The 21,632-nt window shown below is 65.5% G+C and carries 19 protein-coding genes; 10 read left to right on the top strand and 9 right to left on the bottom strand.

Going from position 1 to position 21,632, the window contains the following annotated elements:
* Positions 1–63: 63 nt before the first annotated feature.
* Genes SMD10_RS05780 through SMD10_RS05800 form a run of 5 tightly spaced genes read left to right on the top strand, consistent with a single transcriptional unit; the run spans position 64 to position 5,455 of the window.
* Positions 64–1,002: an ABC transporter permease gene (locus SMD10_RS05780; protein WP_331684707.1), complete on the top strand. Its 939-nt coding sequence runs from the start codon at positions 64–66 to the stop codon at positions 1,000–1,002.
* Entirely contained in the window at positions 999–1,859 is an 861-nt protein-coding gene (locus tag SMD10_RS05785) for an ABC transporter permease (protein ID WP_331684708.1), read from the top strand. Before SMD10_RS05780 ends, SMD10_RS05785 begins: the two co-directional genes overlap by 4 nt.
* Complete coding sequence (locus tag SMD10_RS05790) at positions 1,856–2,869, top strand: ABC transporter ATP-binding protein (RefSeq protein ID WP_331684709.1); 1,014 nt, start codon at positions 1,856–1,858, stop codon at positions 2,867–2,869. The genes SMD10_RS05785 and SMD10_RS05790 overlap by 4 nt, the downstream gene beginning before the upstream one ends.
* A complete protein-coding gene (locus SMD10_RS05795) occupies positions 2,866–3,903 on the top strand; it encodes an ABC transporter ATP-binding protein (protein ID WP_331684710.1) in 1,038 nt (345 codons plus the stop codon). Before SMD10_RS05790 ends, SMD10_RS05795 begins: the two co-directional genes overlap by 4 nt.
* Positions 3,904–3,934: 31 nt before the next feature.
* A complete protein-coding gene (locus SMD10_RS05800) occupies positions 3,935–5,455 on the top strand; it encodes a carboxypeptidase M32 (protein WP_331684711.1) in 1,521 nt (506 codons plus the stop codon).
* A 33-nt stretch (positions 5,456–5,488) separates the two neighbouring features.
* Here the strand turns inward: SMD10_RS05800 and SMD10_RS05805 are convergent, their stop codons facing one another.
* Complete coding sequence (locus tag SMD10_RS05805; RefSeq protein ID WP_331684712.1) at positions 5,489–6,532, bottom strand: LacI family DNA-binding transcriptional regulator; 1,044 nt, start codon at positions 6,530–6,532, stop codon at positions 5,489–5,491.
* Between the two features lie 110 nt (positions 6,533–6,642).
* Positions 6,643–7,824, bottom strand: a complete 1,182-nt coding sequence (locus tag SMD10_RS05810; RefSeq protein ID WP_331684713.1) for a YyaL domain-containing protein — start codon at positions 7,822–7,824, stop codon at positions 6,643–6,645.
* A 361-nt stretch (positions 7,825–8,185) separates the two neighbouring features.
* Between SMD10_RS05810 and dctP the strand changes: the two genes are divergently transcribed.
* The 3 genes from dctP to SMD10_RS05825 all read left to right on the top strand — a co-directional run bounded on the left by dctP (position 8,186) and on the right by SMD10_RS05825 (position 13,116).
* Positions 8,186–9,172 carry a TRAP transporter substrate-binding protein DctP gene (gene dctP, locus SMD10_RS05815; protein WP_331684714.1) on the top strand — a complete coding sequence of 329 codons (987 nt, stop codon included), beginning with the start codon at positions 8,186–8,188 and terminating at the stop codon, positions 9,170–9,172.
* A 126-nt stretch (positions 9,173–9,298) separates the two neighbouring features.
* Positions 9,299–11,224, top strand: coding sequence for a TRAP transporter large permease (locus SMD10_RS05820; protein WP_331684715.1), 1,926 nt, complete (start codon positions 9,299–9,301; stop codon positions 11,222–11,224).
* 89 nt (positions 11,225–11,313) lie between these two features.
* On the top strand, positions 11,314–13,116 hold the full coding sequence (locus tag SMD10_RS05825; protein ID WP_331684716.1) for a DUF2264 domain-containing protein: 1,803 nt from the start codon (positions 11,314–11,316) through the stop codon (positions 13,114–13,116).
* Positions 13,117–13,125: 9 nt separating this feature from the next.
* Here SMD10_RS05825 and SMD10_RS05830 read toward each other — a convergent pair whose 3' ends face one another.
* Positions 13,126–14,094, bottom strand: coding sequence for a quinone oxidoreductase family protein (locus SMD10_RS05830; protein WP_331684717.1), 969 nt, complete (start codon positions 14,092–14,094; stop codon positions 13,126–13,128).
* Between the two features lie 255 nt (positions 14,095–14,349).
* On the opposite strand from SMD10_RS05830, the gene SMD10_RS05835 reads away from it, so the two are divergent.
* Positions 14,350–14,838, top strand: coding sequence for a MarR family winged helix-turn-helix transcriptional regulator (locus SMD10_RS05835; protein WP_331684718.1), 489 nt, complete (start codon positions 14,350–14,352; stop codon positions 14,836–14,838).
* A gap of 279 nt (positions 14,839–15,117) precedes the next feature.
* On the opposite strand, the gene SMD10_RS05840 is transcribed toward SMD10_RS05835, so the two are convergent.
* The 6 genes from SMD10_RS05840 to SMD10_RS05865 all read right to left on the bottom strand — a co-directional run bounded on the left by SMD10_RS05840 (position 15,118) and on the right by SMD10_RS05865 (position 20,769).
* Positions 15,118–15,966 carry a transporter substrate-binding domain-containing protein gene (locus SMD10_RS05840; protein WP_331684719.1) on the bottom strand — a complete coding sequence of 283 codons (849 nt, stop codon included), beginning with the start codon at positions 15,964–15,966 and terminating at the stop codon, positions 15,118–15,120.
* 59 nt (positions 15,967–16,025) lie between these two features.
* Entirely contained in the window at positions 16,026–16,808 is a 783-nt protein-coding gene (locus SMD10_RS05845) for an ABC transporter ATP-binding protein (protein ID WP_331684720.1), read from the bottom strand.
* On the bottom strand, positions 16,805–17,539 hold the full coding sequence (locus SMD10_RS05850; protein ID WP_331684721.1) for an ABC transporter permease: 735 nt from the start codon (positions 17,537–17,539) through the stop codon (positions 16,805–16,807). Before SMD10_RS05850 ends, SMD10_RS05845 begins: the two co-directional genes overlap by 4 nt.
* Entirely contained in the window at positions 17,539–18,258 is a 720-nt protein-coding gene (locus SMD10_RS05855) for an ABC transporter permease (protein WP_331684722.1), read from the bottom strand. Before SMD10_RS05855 ends, SMD10_RS05850 begins: the two co-directional genes overlap by 1 nt.
* An 89-nt stretch (positions 18,259–18,347) precedes the next feature.
* Positions 18,348–19,202, bottom strand: coding sequence for a transporter substrate-binding domain-containing protein (locus tag SMD10_RS05860; RefSeq protein WP_331684723.1), 855 nt, complete (start codon positions 19,200–19,202; stop codon positions 18,348–18,350).
* A 133-nt stretch (positions 19,203–19,335) separates the two neighbouring features.
* Positions 19,336–20,769: a M20 family metallopeptidase gene (locus SMD10_RS05865; protein ID WP_331684724.1), complete on the bottom strand. Its 1,434-nt coding sequence runs from the start codon at positions 20,767–20,769 to the stop codon at positions 19,336–19,338.
* A gap of 204 nt (positions 20,770–20,973) precedes the next feature.
* Between SMD10_RS05865 and SMD10_RS05870 the strand changes: the two genes are divergently transcribed.
* Complete coding sequence (locus SMD10_RS05870; RefSeq protein WP_331684725.1) at positions 20,974–21,609, top strand: GntR family transcriptional regulator; 636 nt, start codon at positions 20,974–20,976, stop codon at positions 21,607–21,609.
* Positions 21,610–21,632: the final 23 nt, after the last annotated feature.

Raw genomic sequence — 21,632 nt, forward strand, 5'->3', positions numbered from 1 at the left:
GATGCGCGCGGCGGCTTCAATCGCCGCGCGTCCCTTCATGCGAATGGAGATCGGACCGGCCGGGTGCCTTTCGTCAGCTTCATTTTTCGTCGCCTGCTTCAATTGATCCCGACGCTGGCCTTTATCCTCGTCGTCATCTTCGTGCTGGTCAGGCTGCTTCCAGGCGATCCGGCCAGCGCCATCCTCGGGGACCGCGCCAAGGATGCCGATGTCGAGCGGATCAACCACCAACTCGGCCTCGACCAGCCCCTGCCGGTCCAGTTCCTGATCTTCGTCAAGGACGTGGCGACCGGCAATCTCGGCAACTCGATCCACCTCAAGGTGAGCGTCGCGAGCCTGATCTCCGAGCGTCTGCCGGTGACGCTGCTGCTCACCGGGCTCGCGGCTCTGATCGCCGTGGCGCTGGCCGTGCCGCTCGCCTTCCTCGCCGCGACCACGCAAGGCGGCACCGGCGACACCGTCATCCGCGGCTCGTTCCAGGTCGGCCTGTCGATGCCGGTCTTCTATGTCGGCCTGATCCTGCTGACGGTCTTCGGCGCGCAGCTGCACTGGTTTCCGGTGGGCGGTTATGGCGACACCTTCGGCGAACGACTCTATCACCTCTTCCTTCCGGCCCTGACCCTGGCGCTCAGCCTGTCGGCGATCCTGATGCGCAATCTCAGGGCGGCGATCATCGGCGTCGTCGATGCCGAATATGTCGACTTCGCCCGGGCCAAGGGCCTGCGCACGCGCCTGATCCTCATGCGGCACGTGCTGCGCAACGCCCTGATCTCGACGGTCACGCTGTTCGGTCTACAGGTCGGGACGCTGCTCGGCGGCGCAGTCATCACCGAATCCGTCTTCGCCATCCCCGGCGCGGGACGGCTGATGATCGATTCCATCTACGGTCGCGACTATCCGGTGGTGCAGGGCCTGACGCTGGCGCTGGCCGTCGTCGTCTCGCTGACATTCCTGGCCACCGACATCGTCCAGGCCTGGCTCGACCCGCGGGTGGCACAATGACGCTCGCAATCGACAAGTCGGCCGCGCGGCGCTTCGCGCTTCCCGCCCGCTTGAGAGGCCTGCCGCGGACGTTTCTGTTGGGCGGGCTGATCCTCGGGGCGAGCCTGGTGCTGGCGTTCTTTCCGTGGCTGTTCGCGCCTTACGATCCGACGGTCTTCGACTATGGCGCGATCATGCAGCCGCCAAGTGCGGCGCACCTGTTCGGCACCGACAATTTCGGCCGGGACGTGCTGTCTCGCGTCATCCACGCCTATACGATCGACATGCAGATCGCCGTCTTCGCGACCGTCGGCCCGTTCGTCGTCGGCACCATCGTCGGCGCGCTGGTCGGCTATGCCGGCGGCTTCGCCGACGCCCTGTTCGGACGTATCGTCGACGCCGTCATCACCTTCCCCTTCCTGGTGCTGGTGATCGCCATCGTCGCGGTGCTCGGCCCCGGCCTCGTCAACATGTACATCGCCGTCGGCGTGGTGGGCTGGGTGTTCTACGCCCGGCTGGTCGCCGCCGAGATCAAGGTGCAGAAGCGCCTGGAGTATGCCGATGCCGGCCGCGTGATGGGCTATCGTCCGGGGCGGATCATCTTCCGGCATCTGCTGCCCAACTCGATCACGCCGGCCGTGGTCTACTGGATGACCGACATGGCGCTGGTCATCCTGCTGGGCTCCAGCCTCGGCTATCTCGGCCTCGGCGCCCAGCCGCCGGCGGCCGAATGGGGTGTCCAGATCGCCGATGGCAAGAACTTCATGTCGACGGCCTGGTGGATCTCGGTCTTTCCGGGCATCGCGATCGTCATCACCGGCCTCGGCTTCAGCCTTGTGGGCGACGGGCTGGCCGAGATGATGAGGACCAAGCGATGAGCGCGCTGGCCGAAACGCCGGTCGAGCCGGCCCTCCGGGTCGAGGGACTGACGACGACGTTCGACACGTCCAAGGGGCGGGTGACGGCGGTCGACCACGTCGATTTCGACGTGATGCCCGGCGAAGTGCTCGGGCTGGTCGGCGAATCCGGTTCCGGCAAGAGCGTCACGTTGCGCTCGATCATGCGTCTTCTGCACGGCGCCGGGCACGTCTCGGGGTCGGTACAATGGCAGGGACGCGATCTTCTGGCGATCTCGGAGCGCGAGTTGCGCGGGGTTCGCGGCGGTCAGATCGCCATGATCTTCCAGGAGCCGATGACGGCGCTCAATCCGGTGCTCCCGGTGAAGATCCAGATCGAGGAGAACCTGAAGGCGCACACCCGGCTCGGCGCCGCCGACCGCCGTAAGCGTGCCATCGAACTGCTCGACCTCGTCGGCATTCCGGCGGCCGAGCGGCGGCTCGGCGACTATCCGCACCAGTTCTCGGGCGGGATGCGGCAAAGGGTGATGATCGCCATCGCCTTGGCCAGCAATCCGCGCCTGCTCCTCGCCGACGAGCCGACCACGGCGCTGGACGTGACGATCCAGGACCAGATCCTGAAGCTGATCCTCGACCTGCGCGACGAGTTCGCCATGAGCGTCGTGCTCGTCACCCATGACCTGGGTGTCGTCGCCGGAACCTGCGATCGCATGGCAGTGATGTATGCCGGCCGCATCGTCGAGACCGGCAGCGTCGCCGCCGTCTTCGCCGAGCCGCATCATCCCTATACGCGCGGCCTTCTCGGCTCGGTGCCGCGCGGCGGCGGCGAACGGACGATGCTGCTGTCGATCGAGGGGACGCCGCCCGGCCTCAGCGCCATTCCGTCCGGCTGCGCCTTCAATCCGCGCTGCAGCTTCGCCACTGACCGGTGCCGCGTGGAGACGCCGGAACTCGCTTCGTTCGCCCCCGGACGGACCGTCGCCTGTTTTCACCATCGGCAGGTCGCCGAGGCCGGGATGTCGCTGCGATGAGCGTCGTGGAGGGCAAGGCGCCGCTGCTGTCGGTCGAGGAGGCCGTCAAGCGCTTCGAAATCCCGCAAAGCGTATGGCGGCGGATGACCGGCAAGCCGCCGCTCGCCGTCAACGCGCTCAACGGCGTCAATCTCCAGATCCGGCGCGGCGAGACCGTCGGCATCGTCGGCGAATCCGGCTGCGGAAAATCGACGCTCGCCCGCTGCCTGGTGCGGCTGCTCGACCTGGACGACGGCCGGGTGCGCTTCGACGGCCGCGACATCGGCGAACTTTCGCCGGCCGAGCGACGCGCGTTCAACCGCTGCGTCCAGATGATCTTCCAGGACCCCTACAGTTCGCTCAATCCACGCATGACGGTGCGCCAGATCCTCGGTGAAGCCTTGAGCGTGCATCGGATGCGCGAGCGGGGCGAGATCGCCGGGCGGATCGCCGAGTTGCTTGACCTCGTCCGCTTGCCGCAGGATTCGGCCGACCGCTATCCGCACGAATTCTCCGGCGGCCAACGCCAGCGCATCGGCATCGCCAGGGCTTTGGCCGTCGAGCCGGACGTCCTGGTCGCCGACGAACTGGTCTCGGCGCTCGACGTCTCGGTGCAGGCGCAGGTGGTCAATCTGCTGCTGCAGCTACAGGACCGGTTGAACCTGACGGTGATCTTTGTCGCCCACGATCTGCGGCTGGTGCGCCATATCTCCCACCGCGTTGCGGTGATGTATCTGGGCAAGGTCATCGAGATCGGGCCGACCGAAGAGCTGTTCACGGCGCCGCGCCATCCCTACACGCGGGCGTTGCTGGATGCCGCTCCCGAACTGGACCCGGCCAAGCGCACGCGCCAGGCCGCGGCGCGCGGCGAACTGCCGAGCCCGCTCGATCTGCCGGCCGGCTGCCTGTTCAACACGCGCTGTCCGCATGCCTTCGAGCGCTGCTTCACCGAGCGGCCGTTGCAGACCGAGCGCGGGCCGGAGCATCGCGCCGCCTGCCACCTTGCCGATTTCGGCCGGCCGGCGTTCGGCATCGCTGAAGCCCAACCGACTTGAACCGCGCATTTGCGAATTCGGGAGCGCCTCCGTGAGTTACGCCGCATTTCAGAACCACGTCGCCCGTATCAATGACCTGCTGTGCGTGGCCAACCTGCTGAGCTGGGACGCGCGCGTGATGATGCCGCCGGGCGGGGTCGAGGCGCGCGGCCATCAATACGCGACCATCACGGCCCTGGCGCGCGACGCGGCCACCGGGGCGCCGATGCGGCAGGCCATCGACGACGCCAGACGGGAATTGGCGGATGCGCCGCCGGACGATCTGCGGCGCCGGGCCGTCGAGGACGCGGCGGCGGCGATCGCGATCCTGTCGCGCATCCCGGCCGAACTGGTCGAGGAGGCCGCGGAACTGAAGACGCGGGCGCAGCCGATCTGGGCCAAGGCGCGATCCGAAAACGACTTCGCCGCCTTCGCACCGGTCCTGGCGCGCACGGTCGAGGTGCAGCGCCAGATTGCCGACGCGATCGGCTATCGCGACCATCCCTATGATGCGCTGGTGGCGCTTTACGAGCCGGAGATGGACTGGCAGCGGCTACAGGCGCTCTTCGCCGATCTCAAGGCTGTCGAGATTCCGCTCGTCGAAGAGGCGCTGGCCACGCCCCAGCCGCGCACCGACTTTCTCCAGCGGCGTTTTCCGGTCGCCGACCAGAAGCGTTTCGCCTCGATGATCGCCGAGCGCATGGGCTACGACTTCGCGCGCGGTCGGCTGGACGAGACGGTGCATCCGTTCGAGATCTCGTTCACGCGCGGCGACGTGCGCATCACCGGTCGCTTTCGCGAGGATTGGCTGCCGGGCGGCATTTTCGCGGTCTGGCACGAGGCCGGCCACGGCCTCTACGAACAGGGCATCGACCCCGGCTTCACCCGCTCGGTCTTCACCACCGACTTCGCCAATCTCTACGCGGTAGGCGGCGCAAGCTTCGGCCTGCATGAATCGCAGTCGCGGCTTCTGGAGAACCGGGTCGGGCGGTCCCGGCAATTCTGGCGGATCCATTTTCCCGAGTTGCAGGTGGCCTTTCCCGATCAGCTCGGCGACGTTTCGGCCGACGAGTTCTGGCGGGCCGTCAACCAGGCGCGGCCGAGCCTGATCCGGGTCGAGGCCGACGAGCTGACCTACGATCTCCACATCATCTTGCGCTGCGAGATCGAGGCGGAGCTGATCGCGGGGACGATCGGCGTTGCCGATCTGCCGGACCTCTGGGCCGAGAAGATAAAAACCTATCTCGGCCTTGCAGTGCCCAGCGACACTCTCGGCGTCTTGCAGGACGTCCACTGGTCCTCGGGCATGATCGGTTCGTTTGCCACCTATACGCTCGGCAACGTCATGGCCTCGCAGCTGTACGAAGCGGCGAAGCAGCGATTGGCCGTGGCGAACGGGCTGGAGACCGGCGACTATGGGCCACTGAAGGCCTGGCTCAACGAAAACGTCCATGCCCATGGCCGTTCGTCGACGCCGAGCGAGACGCTCGTCCGCGCCACCGGACGGACGCTCGACACCGCGCCCTATCTCGCCCACCTTCGGGAGAAGGTCACGACGATGGGCTCTCTCTGATGGCTCGATCGCCTGTGGCGTTCCGGGATTGGATCAGGTGCGGGACGGGGCGGCGACGGACCGGCGCTCGATCAGGTCGACGTTGAGGCCGACGCGTTTCACCGTCGCCTTCTTGCCGGAGATGCGCTCCATCAACAGGCGGATCGCCATCCGCCCCACCTCCTGCCGGTCGATCTGCATGGTCGTCAGCGGCGGCGTCGAATGCGCGCCGATGGGCAAATCGTCGAAGCCCATGACGGAGATGTCGTCGGGCACGGAAAGCCCGCGCGCCTGGATCGCCTGGATCGCGGCCAGCGCGACGATATCGGCCACGCAGAAGAGCGCGCTGGGCATTTCGTTGCGGTTCGCCAGGAACCGGTCGACGACCTCGCGAGCCTCGAAGCTGATCCGGTTCGGGCTGCCGAGATCGAGCACATGGCGCTCCGGCGAGAATGCAATGCCGGCCTCTTCCAGGGCATCGCGGAAGCCGTCCAGCCGGAGCTTGATCGATTCGCGATGCGTGTGGGTCACATGCACGATGTCGCTGTGGCCCTGGTCGAGCAGGTAGCGCGTCGCCTCCCAGCCGCCGAAGTGGTAGTCCGGCGAGACGCTGGAAATCCGCATGGAACGGTCCATGCCGTTGGCGATCACCGCCGGCACGTTGGCCGTGCAGACCGCATCGATGACCTCGCGCCGGTCGAGGCCGATGAGCACCGCCGCCTGCGGCGCCTCCGACCAGAGCAGGTTGGTCTCGCCGGCCGCGAGCGCGGCGGACGGCACGATGTTGAATTCGGCCGGCACCCCCTGCTCGCTCGCTTCCTCCAGAACGCCCTCGACGATTTCGTTGTAGAAGGTGTTGTCGGTCACATAACGGTCGAGCGTGATGACGGTGATGGCCTCCAGCTCCCGCAGCGCCGCAGCCGGTTTGCCGCCCCGACCGCGATAGCCCATCTCCTCCAGGATCTGCATCACGCGCTTGCGGTTGGAAGCACTGACGCCTTCGCGATTGTTGATGACCTTGGACACGGCCGTCACCGACAGGCCGGCCGCCTCCGCCACATCCTTCAGCGTCGGCCCGTCATCCGTCTTCACATTCATTCCGCAATCCCTCGTGGCCGCCATCAACGGCAGTTCCGATTCGCGAAACTATCGCAACTTTCCCGACGAATGCCAGTGTTTGCGGATGCGGCCCGGAAGGGAAGCGTTGCTCACCAGAAAAATCGCGAATGCCCGATGGAGCGCATCAAGGCTTCCATGAAATAATAGTCGCCATAAGGCAGCATGGTGTCGGTCTGGCCAGCCCGGACATGGGCTGCGCCATGCGCCAGAAGGCCGAGCGCCGACGGCGTCTCGGTCAGGTCGCAGGACTCGATGAGCCCGTCGATCACGCGGTCGGCGAAAGCTCTCCAGCGCTCCGCCTCTTCACCCGCCGTGTCCGCCGCCAGAATATAAAGGCCGGCCGCCATGATGGCGCCGGCCGAGCTGTCGACCGGGCGCGGGCTGTCGGCTGCGGCGTTGAAGTCCCAGACCGGCACGCGATCTTCGCCCATCAGGCGTTCCGCCGTGTCCGCGAGTTGGCGGGCCGTTTCGAGATGCCTCCGATTGCCCGTGGCGCGATGGCATTGCGCAAAGCCGTGGATCAGCCAGGCCTGGCCGCGCGACCAGCAGGACTCGTGGGCGAGGCCCTGATGCGTCCGGCCACCCAACGGTTCGCCCGTCGACGGATCGAAGAGGAAGGTGTGGAAGCTGGAACCGTCGTCGCGCACGAGATGGCGACGGCTGGTTTCGGCGTGGATTTCGGCCACCTCGAAAAAGTCGGCGATCCCGGTCTGCTTGTGAGCCCAATGGAGGAGCGCCAGATTCTGCATGCAGTCGGCGATCAGTCGCCCGTTGACATAGGCGGCACGGTCGCGGTCCTGCATCCCATACGGGTTCCAGGCCTGGATGTAGCCGCCTTCCTCGCGAAAGCGCGACAGCAGCGCCTCCGCCGCCCGCAGAGCCATCTGCCTGGCGGCTTCGTCCCCGGTCATCATCCAGTCGGCGACCGAATGCAGCGAGAACTGGAACCCGAGATCGTGGTCGCGCACCCGGCGGTTTTGCAGGACATACTGGAAATCCGGGCGGCGCGCCCGCGCGGCGGCCTGGAACAGAGGATCGCTGCTGAGCTGCAGGGCAAGCCAGAGCTGACCGGAATAGAAGCCGATCACCCAGTCGCCCTGATCGCAATAGATCCAGCTGTGGTCGGGCCGCCCGATCTTCGGATTGCGCAGACCGACGATCGGCAATGCAGTCCGCAGCCGCGCGATACAGCGCTCCAGCGCGGCCTGATGATGGGCGACCGAGCGGGACTCGGTCTGGCGAGCAAAATACGAACTGGAGGGAGCGTCCATAGCCAAATCGAAGGTACGTTGGAATGTTTAGTGATTTTCTATCATATCGCGAAATTTCGTCAATTAAAGAAATTACATTGACATTTCGCGCGAAGGAATGTTATCGAAAAGCGGTCGGTTGGGCATGGTCCACCCGGTCAACGTGGATGAGGAAGGCTTGCCGGGGATGTCTTGCCGGAACGAGCGCGGGCACCGTGTCGCGCTAAGGCAGGAGACGCTGGGAAAATGGACCGCCGACGGTGGTCCGCTTCGCGATCCACGCGCGTGTTGGCGCCGGACCGGCGCCGGGGACAGCCCGCGAGGGCAATGGAAGAACGGCCGTCGTGCTCCGGGAGAGCGACAGGCTCGGTAGGAGGTTATCGTGAAATTACTTCGTCATGCATTGGTCGCGGCCTGTGCTCTCGCGGCGCTCGACGCCAATGCTCAGGCTGCCACCTATAAGTTCGCCACCAACATCGCCAATGCCGGCACCAGCGCCGACCTCTTGAACGACTTCGCCAAGGGCGTCGAGGAACGCACCGAGGGTCGCGTCACGTTCAAGTTCTTCTGGAATGGCGTGCTCGGCAGCCAGGAAGACTATCTCCAGCAGATCCAGCGCGGCGTCGTCGACGTCGGCCTGATCAACAGCGCGACCCTGGAAAACCTGATCCCGGCCTTCGGCGTCATCAACCTGCCCTACGTGTTCCGCACGCCCGAGGAATACGGCCAGGTCATGAACGACCCGAAGGTCAAGGAGATCCTGTTCAATTCCGCGCAGGAGCATCGCTTCGTGCCGCTCGGGTATCTCAGCACGGGCTTTCGCAGCATCTATACCTCCAGGCCGGTGGAAAAGGTCGAAGACCTCGCAGGCCTGAAGATCCGCACCATGTCGAGCGAGACCTATCTGGAGATGCTGCGCAGCTTCGGCGCGGTGCCGACTCCGCTGGCGCGCTCGGAGCTGTTCGCGGGCATGCAGCAGGGTGTGGTCGACGGCGCCGAGGGCGGGCTGGCCGGCCTTTACGACGGCAAGCTGGGCGAGGTCGCCAAGTGGGCGCTCGACACCAATCAGACCCGTCTGACGGATTTCGCCGTCACCAGCCTGAAGTTCCGCGATCGCGTGTCCGAAGACGATCTGAAGATCGTCTATGAGGAGTTCGAGCACGTCAGTGCTGAATCGCTGGCGATCGGCGACGCTCACCAGCAGGAAGCCGCCCAGAAGGCAGCCGACGAGATGGGCGTCACACTGGTCCATATCGATACCGAGCCGCTGATGAAGTCGGTCGAACCGATGTATGAGAAGGCGCGCGAGGACGAGGCCAAGCGTCCCCTGCTCGACGCGATCTTCGAAATCGAAGGCCGCGAGCTCTGATCCTTCCGGGGCGGCTCGTCGTCGGGCCGCCCCTCGATCCACCGTGACGGTTTTCGGCTGGCGATCGCGGCCACCAAAGCGCGCCCTCAGCACCGCAGCTGCCGATATTGGGTAGGAACACTTGAAATGCAGCAGGAAACGGCCGGGATCGAGCCCGGGAGCCCCTTTCTGCAAAAGCTCGAAACCCTGCACGGCGCGATCGCGGCCCTGGTTCGCTATCTGCTGATCGCGCTGCTGGCGGTGATGAGCGCGCTCATCTCCTATCAGGTCATCTCACGCTATTTCTTCAACGCGCCGAGTGGCTTCACCGAGGAGTTTCTGCGCTATTCGCTGATCTGGCTCGGCATCCTTGGCGCCGGCCTGTGCTTCCTCAAGGGACTGCATCTCAACCTGCCGCTCGTCGCCGACGCCGTCTCGCAGCGCAATCGCGAGCGGCTGCAGGTTTTCAACGCGCTGCTCTCGCTCGGCTTCGGAGCGGTGCTGTGTTGGGGCGGCTACTGGTCGATCTCCGACAACGCCTTGACCTTGTCGCCGATGCTGCATGTGCCGCTGGGCACGCTGCAGAGCGTGCTGCTGATCGCCGGCACCCTCATCATCTTCTCCCAGATCGTCGAACTGACCCGGCTCGTCGCCGCCACTCCCGCCAATGCCAGGACGATCCTCGTGATGGTCGCGCGGCTGGCGGTCGTTTTCGCCTTGGCCGTCGCCGCGCGCCGGACCGAGACCTACGACTATCTGATCTACGAACATCTGGGCCTGTTTTCCGTCATTATCCTGTTCGGAAGCTTCTTCCTGTTTCTGGCCCTGGGCACGCCGATCTCCGTCGGCCTGGCGCTCTCCGGCATCTTCACGCTGACGCTTCAGATCGACAGCGATGTGCTCGCCTCGACCGTCGGGGGCCAGATCTTCAGCGGCCTCGACAATTTCGGCTTCCTGGCGCTGCCGTTCTTCGTGCTGGCCGGCAACATCATGAACCAGGGCGGCATCGCGCGGCGGCTGATCGACCTCGCCATGGTGCTCGGCCGACGCATCCCTGGCAGCCTCTGGCAGGCCAACGTGCTCGCCAACATGCTGTTCGGCTGTCTCTCGGGCTCGGGCATCGCGGCGGCCACCGCCATCGGCAGCATCATCGCGCCCATCGCCCGCGAGAAGAACTACGACATGGCCTTCACGACGGCGGTCAACGCGGCGTCGGCGCCGACCGGCATGCTGATCCCGCCCACCGGCGCCTTCATCGTGTTTTCGCTGATCACCGGCGGCAGCGCCTCGATCGTGGCGCTCTTCCTGGCCGGCTACGTGCCCGGCATCATCATGGGCGTCTCCGTCATGATCGTGGCGGCGGTCTATGCCAAGCGGAACGGTTACGAGAGCGACCGCGAGCCTTATTCGGCCTCCGAACTGGTGACCATCTTCGTGCGGGCCGTGCCGAGCCTGTTTCTGGTCGTGCTCGTCATCGGCGGCATCGTCGGCGGCGCCTTCACGGCCACGGAAGGATCCGGCATCGCCGTCCTCTACAGCCTGGTGCTGGCGGCTTTCTATCGCAGCCTCTCGCCCCGAAAGCTGATCCTGGTCGCCACCCAGACGATCGCCTCGTCGGGTGTTATCCTGTTTCTCATCGCCTGTTCCGGCCTGATGAGCTGGAGCATGACCTTTGCCGGCATTCCCGACACGATCGGCGAGATGCTGACCAGCATCAGCGAGAACAAGTACATCATCCTTCTGCTGATCAACGTGGCGCTTTTGATCGTCGGCGTGTTCATGGACATGTCGCCGGCCATGCTGATCTTCACGCCGATCCTGTTCCCGGTGGTGACCGGGCTGGGCATCCACCCGGTGCATTTCGGCGTCATGCTGGTCTACAACCTGTGCATGGGCATCGTGACGCCGGTCGGCACCGTGCTCTTCGTCTCCTGCGGCATCACGGGCGAAAAGATCACGCGGGTGATCGGGCCGCTCCTGCCGATGTTCGCGATCCAGTTCATCGGCCTGTTGCTGGTGACTTACCTGCCCGAGATGAGCCTCTTCCTGCCGCGCCTGTTCGGCGTGCTCTAGGGATTGCGACCGCCCGCCGTGCCTTGGCCACACGGCGGTGGTCGGCCGAGGCAAATCGAACGACCCCGTTCCGTTTCAGGCTGAGCGTCATGCCGTTTTCAAAGACCTTTTCAGACAATTCGCTCGCCACGCGGTCGGATTTTCAGCGCTGCGTCGTCGGCCTGTTCGAGCCGCTGGTGCCCTATCTTCAGAGGCAGGGTGCAGCACTCGACCTCGACGAAGGCGGCGCTCATTTCGACATGAAGGCGAGTTCGCTGGAAGGGATCGCCCGGCCGCTTTGGGGCCTTGTGCCGCTGGCTCTGGGCGGCGGCGCCTTCGAGCATTGGCCGCTGTTGCGGCGGATCATCGTCGACGGCAGCGATCCCGATCATCCGCAATTCTGGGGCGCCACCGGCGACATCGACCAGCGCAGCTGCGAAATGGCGGCGATCGCCCTGTTCCTGGCGCTTTTGCCCGATGAGAGCTGGCATCCGCTGGCGCCGCGGGAAAAGGACAATCTCACGCGCTGGCTCGCCGGCATCCAGGGTCCGCGCATGCCGGCCAACAACTGGCTGTTCTTCACCGTCCTCGTCCAGCAGGCGCTCAAGGCCGTCGGGCGGGGCGATCTCGTCGATACGGCGATGGAGGCGGCCTATCTCGATCGGCTGAGCCACTGGTATCGGGGCGATGGCTGGTACGGCGACGGCCAGGCGCAGACGGTCGACCATTATGGCGGCTTCGCCATGCATTTCTACGGCCTGCTCTACGGGCTCCTGACGGATCAGGAGGGGTCGCAGGCCTCTCTTTTCCAGGAGCGCGCCGAGGCCTTCGCCGAGCCGTTCTCCTATTGGTTCGCCGCTGACGGCGATTGTCTGGCCCAGGGCCGGTCTCTGACCTACCGCTTCGCCACCGCTGCCTTCTGGGGCATGCTGCCGGTCGCCGGCCTGACACCCTTGCCGATCGGGCAGATCAAGGGGCTTTGGGCGCGCCAGATCCGCTCGTGGCGGAACAAGCCGATCTTCACCGCCGACGGGTTGCTCTCGCGCGGCTACGCCTATCCCAATCTCGTCGTCTGCGAGACCTACAATTCACCCACCTCGCCCTATTGGGCGATGAAGGCCTTCTTTCCGCTGATGCTGCCGGAAGGCTCGCCGTTCTGGGCGGCCGAGGAAGAGCCCGTCGCCTATCCCAAGACGATCTATCCGATGCCGGCGAGCCAAAGTATCGCGCAGCGGGTCGACGGCCATTCCATCGTCCACTACGCGGCTCCGGTGCATCGCAAGGTGCAAAGCGACAAATACAACAAGTTCGCCTATTCGACCTGCTTCGGCATGGAGGTGAACTCGCTTCAGTATTCAGAGAATACCGAGGCACCGAGCTTCGGCGACAATATCCTGGCCTTCAGTTTCGATGATGGCGCCAATTGGCAGATGCGCCAGCACAACGAGACGGCGAGCGTCGATGGATCGACGCTCAAGGCGCTGTGGCGCTCGGGCCGCCAGACGGTCGAGACGACGATCGACGTGCTCGACGACGGCTGCTGCACGCGCACCCATGTCTTCGTTCTCGATCGGCCGGCGATCGTCGTCCACACCGGCTTCGCCGTCGATCGGTGGTACGAGGAGGCGGAGATCCTCGCGCCCGATGCCGGACGAGCCGCAATCGAGCCTGAATTGGGCGCGTCGGTGATCGTGAAGGGCGCGAACGGCATTTCGGCCATTCGGAGCCTCGACGGTCATGGGAAGGAACCGCGCTGGTGCGGCCGGACCCACGGCAATGTGGTGTCGGCCCGCACGGTGGTTCCGTTCCTCATGGTCCGCCTGCCCGCCGGCAGCCATCGCCTCGTCGACGCGATCGGTGTTTGCCCGACCTCCGCCCCGGGTTTTACGGCGCGCTTTTCCGCCAGGGAGTAGCGCCAGCCGTCACGATGCCTGCCCGTTCATCGTGAAGACGATGCGGTGGGCACCGTCCGGCTCCAGCCAGACCCGTTCAACCTGCGAAAGCGGGACCGTTCGCGTGGCGATCTTGAACCCGGCTGGAACGGCCGCCCGGAAGACGCCATCGATGGCCTCGACGAAGCGCTCGAGCGGAACGCTGCCGAGCCCGCTTCCCATCAATACGATGGCCGAGGAGCGCAGGACGGCGCCAGGCAGCGTAATCTCCTGCCCGCTCATCGCGCCGATCTCGACGAACCGGATGGGACGCCCCTGCTGCCCCGCCTTCGCTCCGGCTATCAGCAGGCGTTCGGCGCTGTGGCCCCAGAGATAGTCGAGGACGACGTCCACACCGTCGGCAAATTCGGCCATAAAAGTCTTTTCCAGGGCCTCGCCGTCCTCGACGAGCGGGATCGTGACGTCGGCGCCGAACGCCGCGACCTCACGCAAGGAGTCCTGGTTCCGCCCGGTCGCGATCACCTTTCCCGCGCCCAGATGTTTGGCGATCTGGACGGCTAGGCGCCCCGACACGCCCGTCGCGCCGTTGACGAGAACGGTTTCTCCGGCCTTCAGGCGGGCGCGTTCGACCAGGGCTGCCCAGGACGACATGCCGGGATTGGCCATCGCCGCGGCCGTGACGTCGTCCAGATCGTCCGGCAACGCGACGCACCGCGCCGAGTCCACCAGGGTGTGCTCCGTCATGCTGCCGAAGGGGGCTTCGGGCATCACGAAATAGACGCGCGTCCCGTCTTCGCGCCGTCCGACGCCATCGACACCGACGACAAACGGAAATTCGCCCGTCGCGCTGTAGTGCCGGCCCGAGGCCCGGCCTCTGACCAGATGGCTGAGCGCGGCCGCCGTTACAGTCACGCAGCTTTTTCCTGGAGAAGGCAGGGGCGCGGCGATTTCGCCGTAAACCGGCGGCTGCCCCGGGCTTTGAACGATGGCTGCCTTCATCGCAGCGCTCCTTTCACCAAATATGTGCCTTTTGCATATATCTGGCGACCGAAATCGTCAAGAAAATATGCAAATCGCACATATCCTCCTCTGCGATTGGCATCGTGGCACGGCGACGAGGAAAGAGCGGATGTCGCGGTTGTACTATCGTCGCGGCGGTCCTGGGGCAGCATCGGACGGACCACCCGAGGAGCTATGGAATCCGTTGCCGAGAGAGCCGTGATGTGTGTTACCTGCACACAGTAGGAGATCGGCATGGCGTCACGGAAAACGACGAAAGATGCGCATATCAGCGCTCAGCTTCGCACCTTGCACGGCGCCCTGCTCGATATCGTGACGATAATGAACGGCCCGCAAGGTGACGAGGCGCTGATCCGCGAGGCGGGGATCGCGCTGGACCGAACGCTGTTTCCGCTGCTTGTCGGGATCGAGCGCTACGGACCGATCGGCGTGGTGGACGCCGCGGAGCGGATGGGTCGCGACTACACGACGGTCAGCCGGCAGATGGCCAGGCTCGAAAGTCTCGGGCTGGTGAAGCGCCGCAAGAGCGCCGCCGATCAGCGTGTGCGCGAAGCGGTCGTTACGGAGAAGGGCAAGGCGATGACCGATCGCCTCGATGCCGCCCGCGAGAAGATCGGTCGCGCGGCTTTAAGGACCTGGGATAGCCACGAGATCGATGAACTGGTGCGCCTGATGCGCAAGTTCGCCGACACCGTGGAGGGGGCATCGCCCGACAGCGACTAGGCTGAAGAACCCAGGTCACGCCGAAATCGGGCTCGACGGGCAGGCTGGAGTTGCCGCAGAAGCCGGCGGCCACCGAGCGGCGACCGATTGGCGGTCCGGCAAGAGGACCGACGCCCGGCACTCATTCGGCCGGAAAGCCGGACCCGCCCGAACGTCGTCGGGCGGGTCTCGGCCTGGATCGGTCAGACGGCCAGAGGTCGTTTCACCGCCCCGGCCGCGAATGCTCCCCGGCAGCACGAGCCCTTCGCTCTCATACCGGGTCAGTTGTCGGCGTGCCGGTCAGTAGACCGTCACATCGAAGCCGAACCACTTTTCCGACAGCGTCTTGATCGTGCCGTCTTCCTTGGCCGCGGCAATCGCCTTGTCGAACATGGCCTTCAGATCGTCATCGCCCTTGCGCAGGCCGATCGACGAGCCCATGCCGAGCATGCCGCCCTGGAAACGCGGTCCCACCGGCTCCAGACCTTCGTTGCCGGGGTCCTTGGCCGCCGTCGAGACATAGGCCATCGAGGCCATGATCGCGTCGATGCGGCCGGCCATCAGATCCAGGTCGTGTTCCTGGGTCTTGCCGTATTCGCGGATCTCGGCGACGTCGGCGAAATACTTCTGTAGGAAGCCCTCGGCGATCGAGGACGACTGCACGCCGATGACCTTGCCCTTGAAGTAGGGCTTGATTTCCTCGATCGCCTTTTCCGCCTCTTCGGGCTTGGAGCCGAGCGAGAAGACCTTGCCTTCCAGCGGCAGATCGGCGAGCTCGTTGTCCTTCAGCACGCCGAAGGTCTGCCCCGTCGAACCGTAGGGCTGGGTGAAGTCGATCACCTCCTTGCGCTTTTCCGTTTGCGACATGCCCGACATGATGACATCGAACTTGCCCGCCTGAAGCGCCGGAATGATGCCGTTCCAGGCCTGGACCACGTAGTGGCATTCGACGTTCATCCGCTTGCAGAGATCGTCGGCGAGATCGATCTCGAAGCCTTCGAGCGTGCCGTCAGCGTTGGTCGAGTTCCAAGGAGGAAAGGCGCCTTCGGTGCCGATGTTGACGGTCTTCCACTCCTTGGCGACCGCCTGCCCCGTCAGCATCACGGCGGCCGTCATCGCGACGCCTATGAAACGAGCCCAGCTCTTCATGCTCCATTCCCTTTCTCGGTTGCCGCCGCAGCCCCATGCTGGGCGTGGTGAAGGCCGGCTCAGCCGGCGATGAATCTCTGGAAGCGCTCCGAGCCGCCTCCGTTGAACAGGCTTGCGGGCGCCCCCTCGGCGTCGATCAGGCCCTCGTGGAGGAAGACGACGCGGCTCGATACGTCGCGGGCGAACCCCATCTCATGGGTGACCACCAGCATGGTGCGCCCCTCTTCGGCCAAGCCCCGCATGACCCGAAGCACTTCGCCGACGAGTTCGGGATCGAGCGCCGAGGTGGGCTCGTCGAACAGCATCACGTCGGGCCGTTGCGCCAGCGCGCGGGCGATCGCGGCGCGCTGCTGCTGGCCGCCCGACAGGTGCCCCGGATAGTGCTCTCGCTTGTCGGCGATGCCGACCTTTTCGAGCAGCGCCTCAGCCTCCTCGATGCATTCGCGGCGCGGACGGTGCTGCACATGGATCGGCGCTTCGATGACGTTTTCCAGCACCGTCTTGTGAGACCAGAGGTTGAAGGACTGAAACACCATGGCGACCTTGGTGCGCACCCGGTCGACCTGGTGCCGGTCGGCCGGACGGACGCGGCCGCGCCGATCGGTGACCAGGGTGATCGTTTCGTCGCCCACCGTGACGATGCCGTCGGTCGGAACCTCCAGCATGTTGATGCAGCGCAGCATGGTGGACTTGCCCGACCCCGAGGCGCCGAGAACCGAGACGACCTCGCCCTCTCGCGCATCGAGCGAAATGCCTTTCAGCACTTCCAACGTTCCGAAGGTCTTGTGCAGATCGGTCAGTCGCACCGCGACCTTCGGTCGAGCACTCTGCGTTTCGCTCATGCGCGTTCTCCGACGGGTCCCGTCGTCGGCATCACCGCGCCCGCCGGCCGTTCCCGCAGATGCGGCGTCAGCCAGTATTCGAGGCCCTGGATGATGCGCGTCAGGACGAAGTTGATGACGAGATAGATGGCACCGGCGACCAGGAAGACCTCGATCACGCGATAGGTCTCCGAGATCAGCTTGGCGGCCAGACCGGTGATCTCCATCAGCGTGATGATGGAGGCCAGCGACGTCGCCTTGACCATCAGAATGAGTTCCGTGCCGTAGGCGGGAAGCGCCTGCCTGATCGCCAGCGGCAGCACGATGCGGCGGAACAGAAGCAGGCCCGACATGCCGGCCGCCCGCGCCGCCTCGACCTGGCCGTGCGGCACGGACAGGAGACCACCACGCACCACCTCGCTGGCATAGGCGCCGGTGTTGAGCGTCAGCGAGATGATGGCGCACCCCATGGGCTCGCGCAGGAGCGGCCAAAGAAACGAGTGGCGCACGGCCGGAAACTGGCTGAGGCCGTAATAGATCAGAAACAGCTGCACCAGCAGCGGCGTACCGCGGAAGGCGAAGACGTAGGCGCGCGCCAGATAGTCGAGAGGCGGGATATTCGACAGCCGCATCAGGGCCAGCGTGAGCGCCAGGACGGCCCCGAGCGAGGTCGAGAGAAACGCCAGTTCCAGTGTCAGCGGGACACCGGGCAGCAGCGTCAGGAGGGTCTCTCCGAGGAAGGCGAAATCCATCAGGCCCGCCTCACACCGCGATTGAAATAGCCTTCGGCGCGCTGAAAGGTGAAGCTGGATAGGCTGGTGATGACCAGATAGAGGATGGCGGCGGCGAAGTAGAAGGTGAAGGGCTGGCGCTCCGACCCCGCCCCGACCTGGGCCTGGCGCAGCAGCTCGACGACGCCGGTCACCGATACCAGGGCCGATTCCTTCAGGATGATCTGCCAGACATTGCCGAGGCCCGGCAGCGCGTGGCGCAGGACCAGCGGCGCGATGATGCGGCGAAACCGCAGGAACCGGTGCATGCCGGCGGCGATGGCCGCCTCGATCTCGCCGCGCTGGACGGCGAAATAGGCGCCGCGGAAGACTTCGGTGTGCTGCGCCCCGGAAACGAGGCCGATCGCCATGGCGCCGGTGGCAAAGCCCGGCAGGCCGATGAAGCCCTCATAGCCGAACAGACGGCCGATCGAGGTCAGCACCGAGCTGCCGCCGAAATAGAACAGATAGATGACGAGCAGATCGGGGATGCCGCGCAGCACGGTCGTATAGACGTCGGCGATCGTGCGGGCGATCGGGCCGCCCGCGACCTTGGCGAAAGCGGCGATCGCGCCGAAGACGGCTCCGATGGCAAAGCCGCACACGGCCAGCGCGAGCGTGACCGAGGCGCCCAACAGCATGACGGGCCCCCATCCGCCGGGGCCAAAGCTCATCAGTTCGAAAAAACCCGGATTTTGCATCGCGTTCCGTGGCTGGCGTCGGTCTCGAAGAACCGTCTTTCGATGGTGACGCGGCGGCCCCGAGAGGCCGCCGCGTCAGGCTGGGCGGTCTATTTCGACAGAGACTGCTCGGGCGTCAGATCGAGCTTGCTCCATTTGAGCGACAGCTCCTTGATCGTGCCGTCGTTGGCGGCCTCGTCGATCGCCTTGTTGAAGATCGCCGCGAGGTCGTCTTCACCCTTGCGCAAGCCGAGCGCCACGTTGGTCGCCAGCATCGCCCCCTTGAGCAGCGGGCCGGTCATCTTGAGATCGTCGTTGCCGGGTTCCGACAGCATGGAGGTCTCGTAGATGCCGCTGTCGAAGCCGGCGTCGATGCGCCCGGCCCTCAGGTCGAGGTCGCGCTCGCCGGAATTCGCATAGGTGCGCACCGTGACGGCATCGCCGAAATAGGCGTTGATCAGCTGTTCCTGGCTGGTCGACTGGACGACGCCGACGGACATGCCGTCGAGCATCCCGCCGATCTCGTCCATCACCGGATCGGCCTTGTCCTTGTCGTTGAGGTTCAGCCGCTCGCCGGTCATCGGCATGTCGGCGAAGTCCGTCGGCACCAGGAAGGAGGCCACGCCGTTGGCATAGGGCGTGGTGAAGTCGATGACCTCCTTGCGCTTGTCGTTGATGCCGATCGTCATGATGACGTCGTACTTGCCGGCCTGCAGGCTCGGAATCATCCCGCTCCAGGGACCGGAGATGAGCTCGCATTCCAGTTCGGCGCGGGCGCACAGGTCGTTGATGAGATCGACGTCGAAGCCCGCCAGCTTGCCGTCGGCGTCCATCGTGTTCCAGGGAGGGAAAGCGCCCTCGATCCCGACTTTGACGTGGCTCCAGTCCTTGGCCGAAGCGGCCCCCGACCAGACGGCCGCGGTCGCGGCAGCCAGGATCGCAAGCATGGTGGTGGTCTTCGTCATGGGAGGCCCCTTTCGGTGGACAAACATTGCAGTCTTGGTTCGCCGGCTCGACGTCGAACGAAAGAAACGGGCGATCCTGCGCAAGGCGAAGCAGGCCGGAACTTGCCCGCCCCGGCCGATGGCACGACCGCGATCACCGGGCGGCCGGTTCGACGGCCCGTGGCAGCTCCGGCTCGACGCCGTCCGGGATCGGATTGACGAAGGGCCGGCCGGCGCGACGCTTGGCGAAATCCATCTTCGCGGCCTCGATCTCGGCGGGATCGGAAAACAGCGCGACGGCGGTCGCAGCCATCACCTTGGCGGCGTGCTCCATGCCCTTGTGCGCGGCCGGCATCTTGCCCTGGGCGACGAGCTGCCAGGAGTGACCTGGCGTGCCGACGGCATAGGTGGCGCCGCGCATCTGCACCGTGGGCACGACCCAGCTCACGGTGCCGACGTCGGTCGAGCCGACATGAGTGCCGTCGCCTGCGCCGAGCGGAGTGACTGCGTCGCACAGCGGAACATCCAGACGCGGCTCCAGCCCGAAACGGGCATAGGCGGCCTCGATATCCTCCTGGCTGAGCGTCGACTGGATCTCGCGGGCGAAGGTGCGATCGGCCTGGTCGAACTGCGGCGGGCCGAGATGCTCCAGATGCCGGTGCATCAGCGCCTCCAAAGGCGTGTTGCCGATCAGGTTGGCATCGCCGCTGACGATCTGGCTCTCGACCATGGTCTCGGTCATCAAGGCGGCGCCTTGGGCGACCTTCTCGACGCGCCTGACCAGCGCCTGCATGGCCGGCAACTCGCGATCGCGCACCAGATAGCGCACCACCGCCCGGGGCTGGACGACATTGGGGGCAACGCCGCCGGAGTCGATCACGGCATAGTGGATGCGCGCCGTGGACGGCATGTGCTCGCGCATGTAGTTGATGCCGACACTCATCAGTTCGACGGCGTCGAGCGCACTGCGTCCGAGTTCGGGCGACGCAGCCGCATGAGCGGCCCGGCCCGTGAAGATGAAAACGATCTCGTTGCAGGCGAGCGAGATCGGCTTGTTGACGCCGGCAAAGGGGGCAGGATGCCAGGAAATCGCGATGTCGGCGTCGTCGAAGACGCCAGCCCGCACCATGAAGCCCTTGGCCGAGCCGCCCTCTTCCGCCGGACAGCCGTAATAGCGCACGCGGCCCTTGAGACCCTTGGCGGCCAGCCAATCCTTGACCGCGGCGGCGGCGAGCATCGATCCCGCTCCGAGAAGATTGTGGCCGCAGCCGTGCCCCGCCCCGCCGGCCTCGATCGGCCGATGCTCGGCGACGCCGGCCTCCTGGCTCAGCCCCGGCAGGGCGTCGTATTCTCCCAGGATGGCGATCACCGGACCGCCCTCCCCGGCTTCGCCCATCACGGCGGTGGGAATGCCGGCGACGCCCTTCACCGCCTTGAAGCCCTGCCCTTCCAGCATCGCCATATGCTCGGCGGAGGACCGCGTCTCGCCGTAGTTCAGCTCCGGCGTTTCCCAGACCCGATCGCTCAAGCCCACGAAGGCGTCGCTCAGGGCGTCGACATAGCCCCAGATTTCGTTCGCGTTGGCCACGGGCTTACTCCTTGCTGCCGCACGCCCACGCCCAACGGTTTTGCGCATTTCGATCTGCGCGCGACCTATGCCGGCGGAGGGGCGGCGTGGTATTGGCACTAAAATTGGTGCCAATAATGCATGCTTTGCCTCTATGTGCAACCGATATGCATGTCTAAATTTCAAGCAGGTATGCGGCCTGCACGGCAAGGGGACACTCGGCTCATGGATAAACCATCGGACGCGGTAGCGGCGGCTTCGAACCCTGTCGCCGAACGGCTCGCCCGCGATATCCAGGCCGGACGATTCTCGCCCGGCACGTGGCTCAAGCAGATCGACCTGCAGCAGCGCTACGGCGCCAACCGCTCGGAAATCCGCAAGGCGCTGGAGCATCTGGCGAGCAAGCGCCTGATCCAGTACCAGCCCAACCGGGGCTACTATGTCCACGACGAGGACGACGCGGCGGCCCGCGAGATTCTGGACATCCGCATCATGATCGAGACGGCGGCCGTCGAGACAATGGTGGCGAACGCCACGGAGGATCAGATCGTCGAACTGGAGGCGCTCGCCCGCCGGTTCGAGGCGCTTCTCGACGTCGGCACGATGGTCGAGATCTACGACACCAACCTAAGCTTCCACCGCGTTCTGCTCGGGACGACGCAGAACCGCAGCCTCGTCGAACTGGTCGACGAACTGCGTCTGCGCACGTCCCCGGCGCCGGCCTCGCAATGGTCGACCCGCCAGCGCATGGAACAATCCGGGCGCGAGCATCTGGAGATCGTCAAGGCGTTGCGCGAACACGATGCGGATCAGCTCCGGCGCACGATCAGGAATCATATCAGCCAGTCCGCCCTGAACTGAGCCCGCTTCGATAGCGGCGCCTG

It is taken from the genome of Consotaella aegiceratis (assembly GCF_036541425.1).
Lineage (GTDB): Bacteria > Pseudomonadota > Alphaproteobacteria > Rhizobiales > Rhizobiaceae > Consotaella > Consotaella aegiceratis.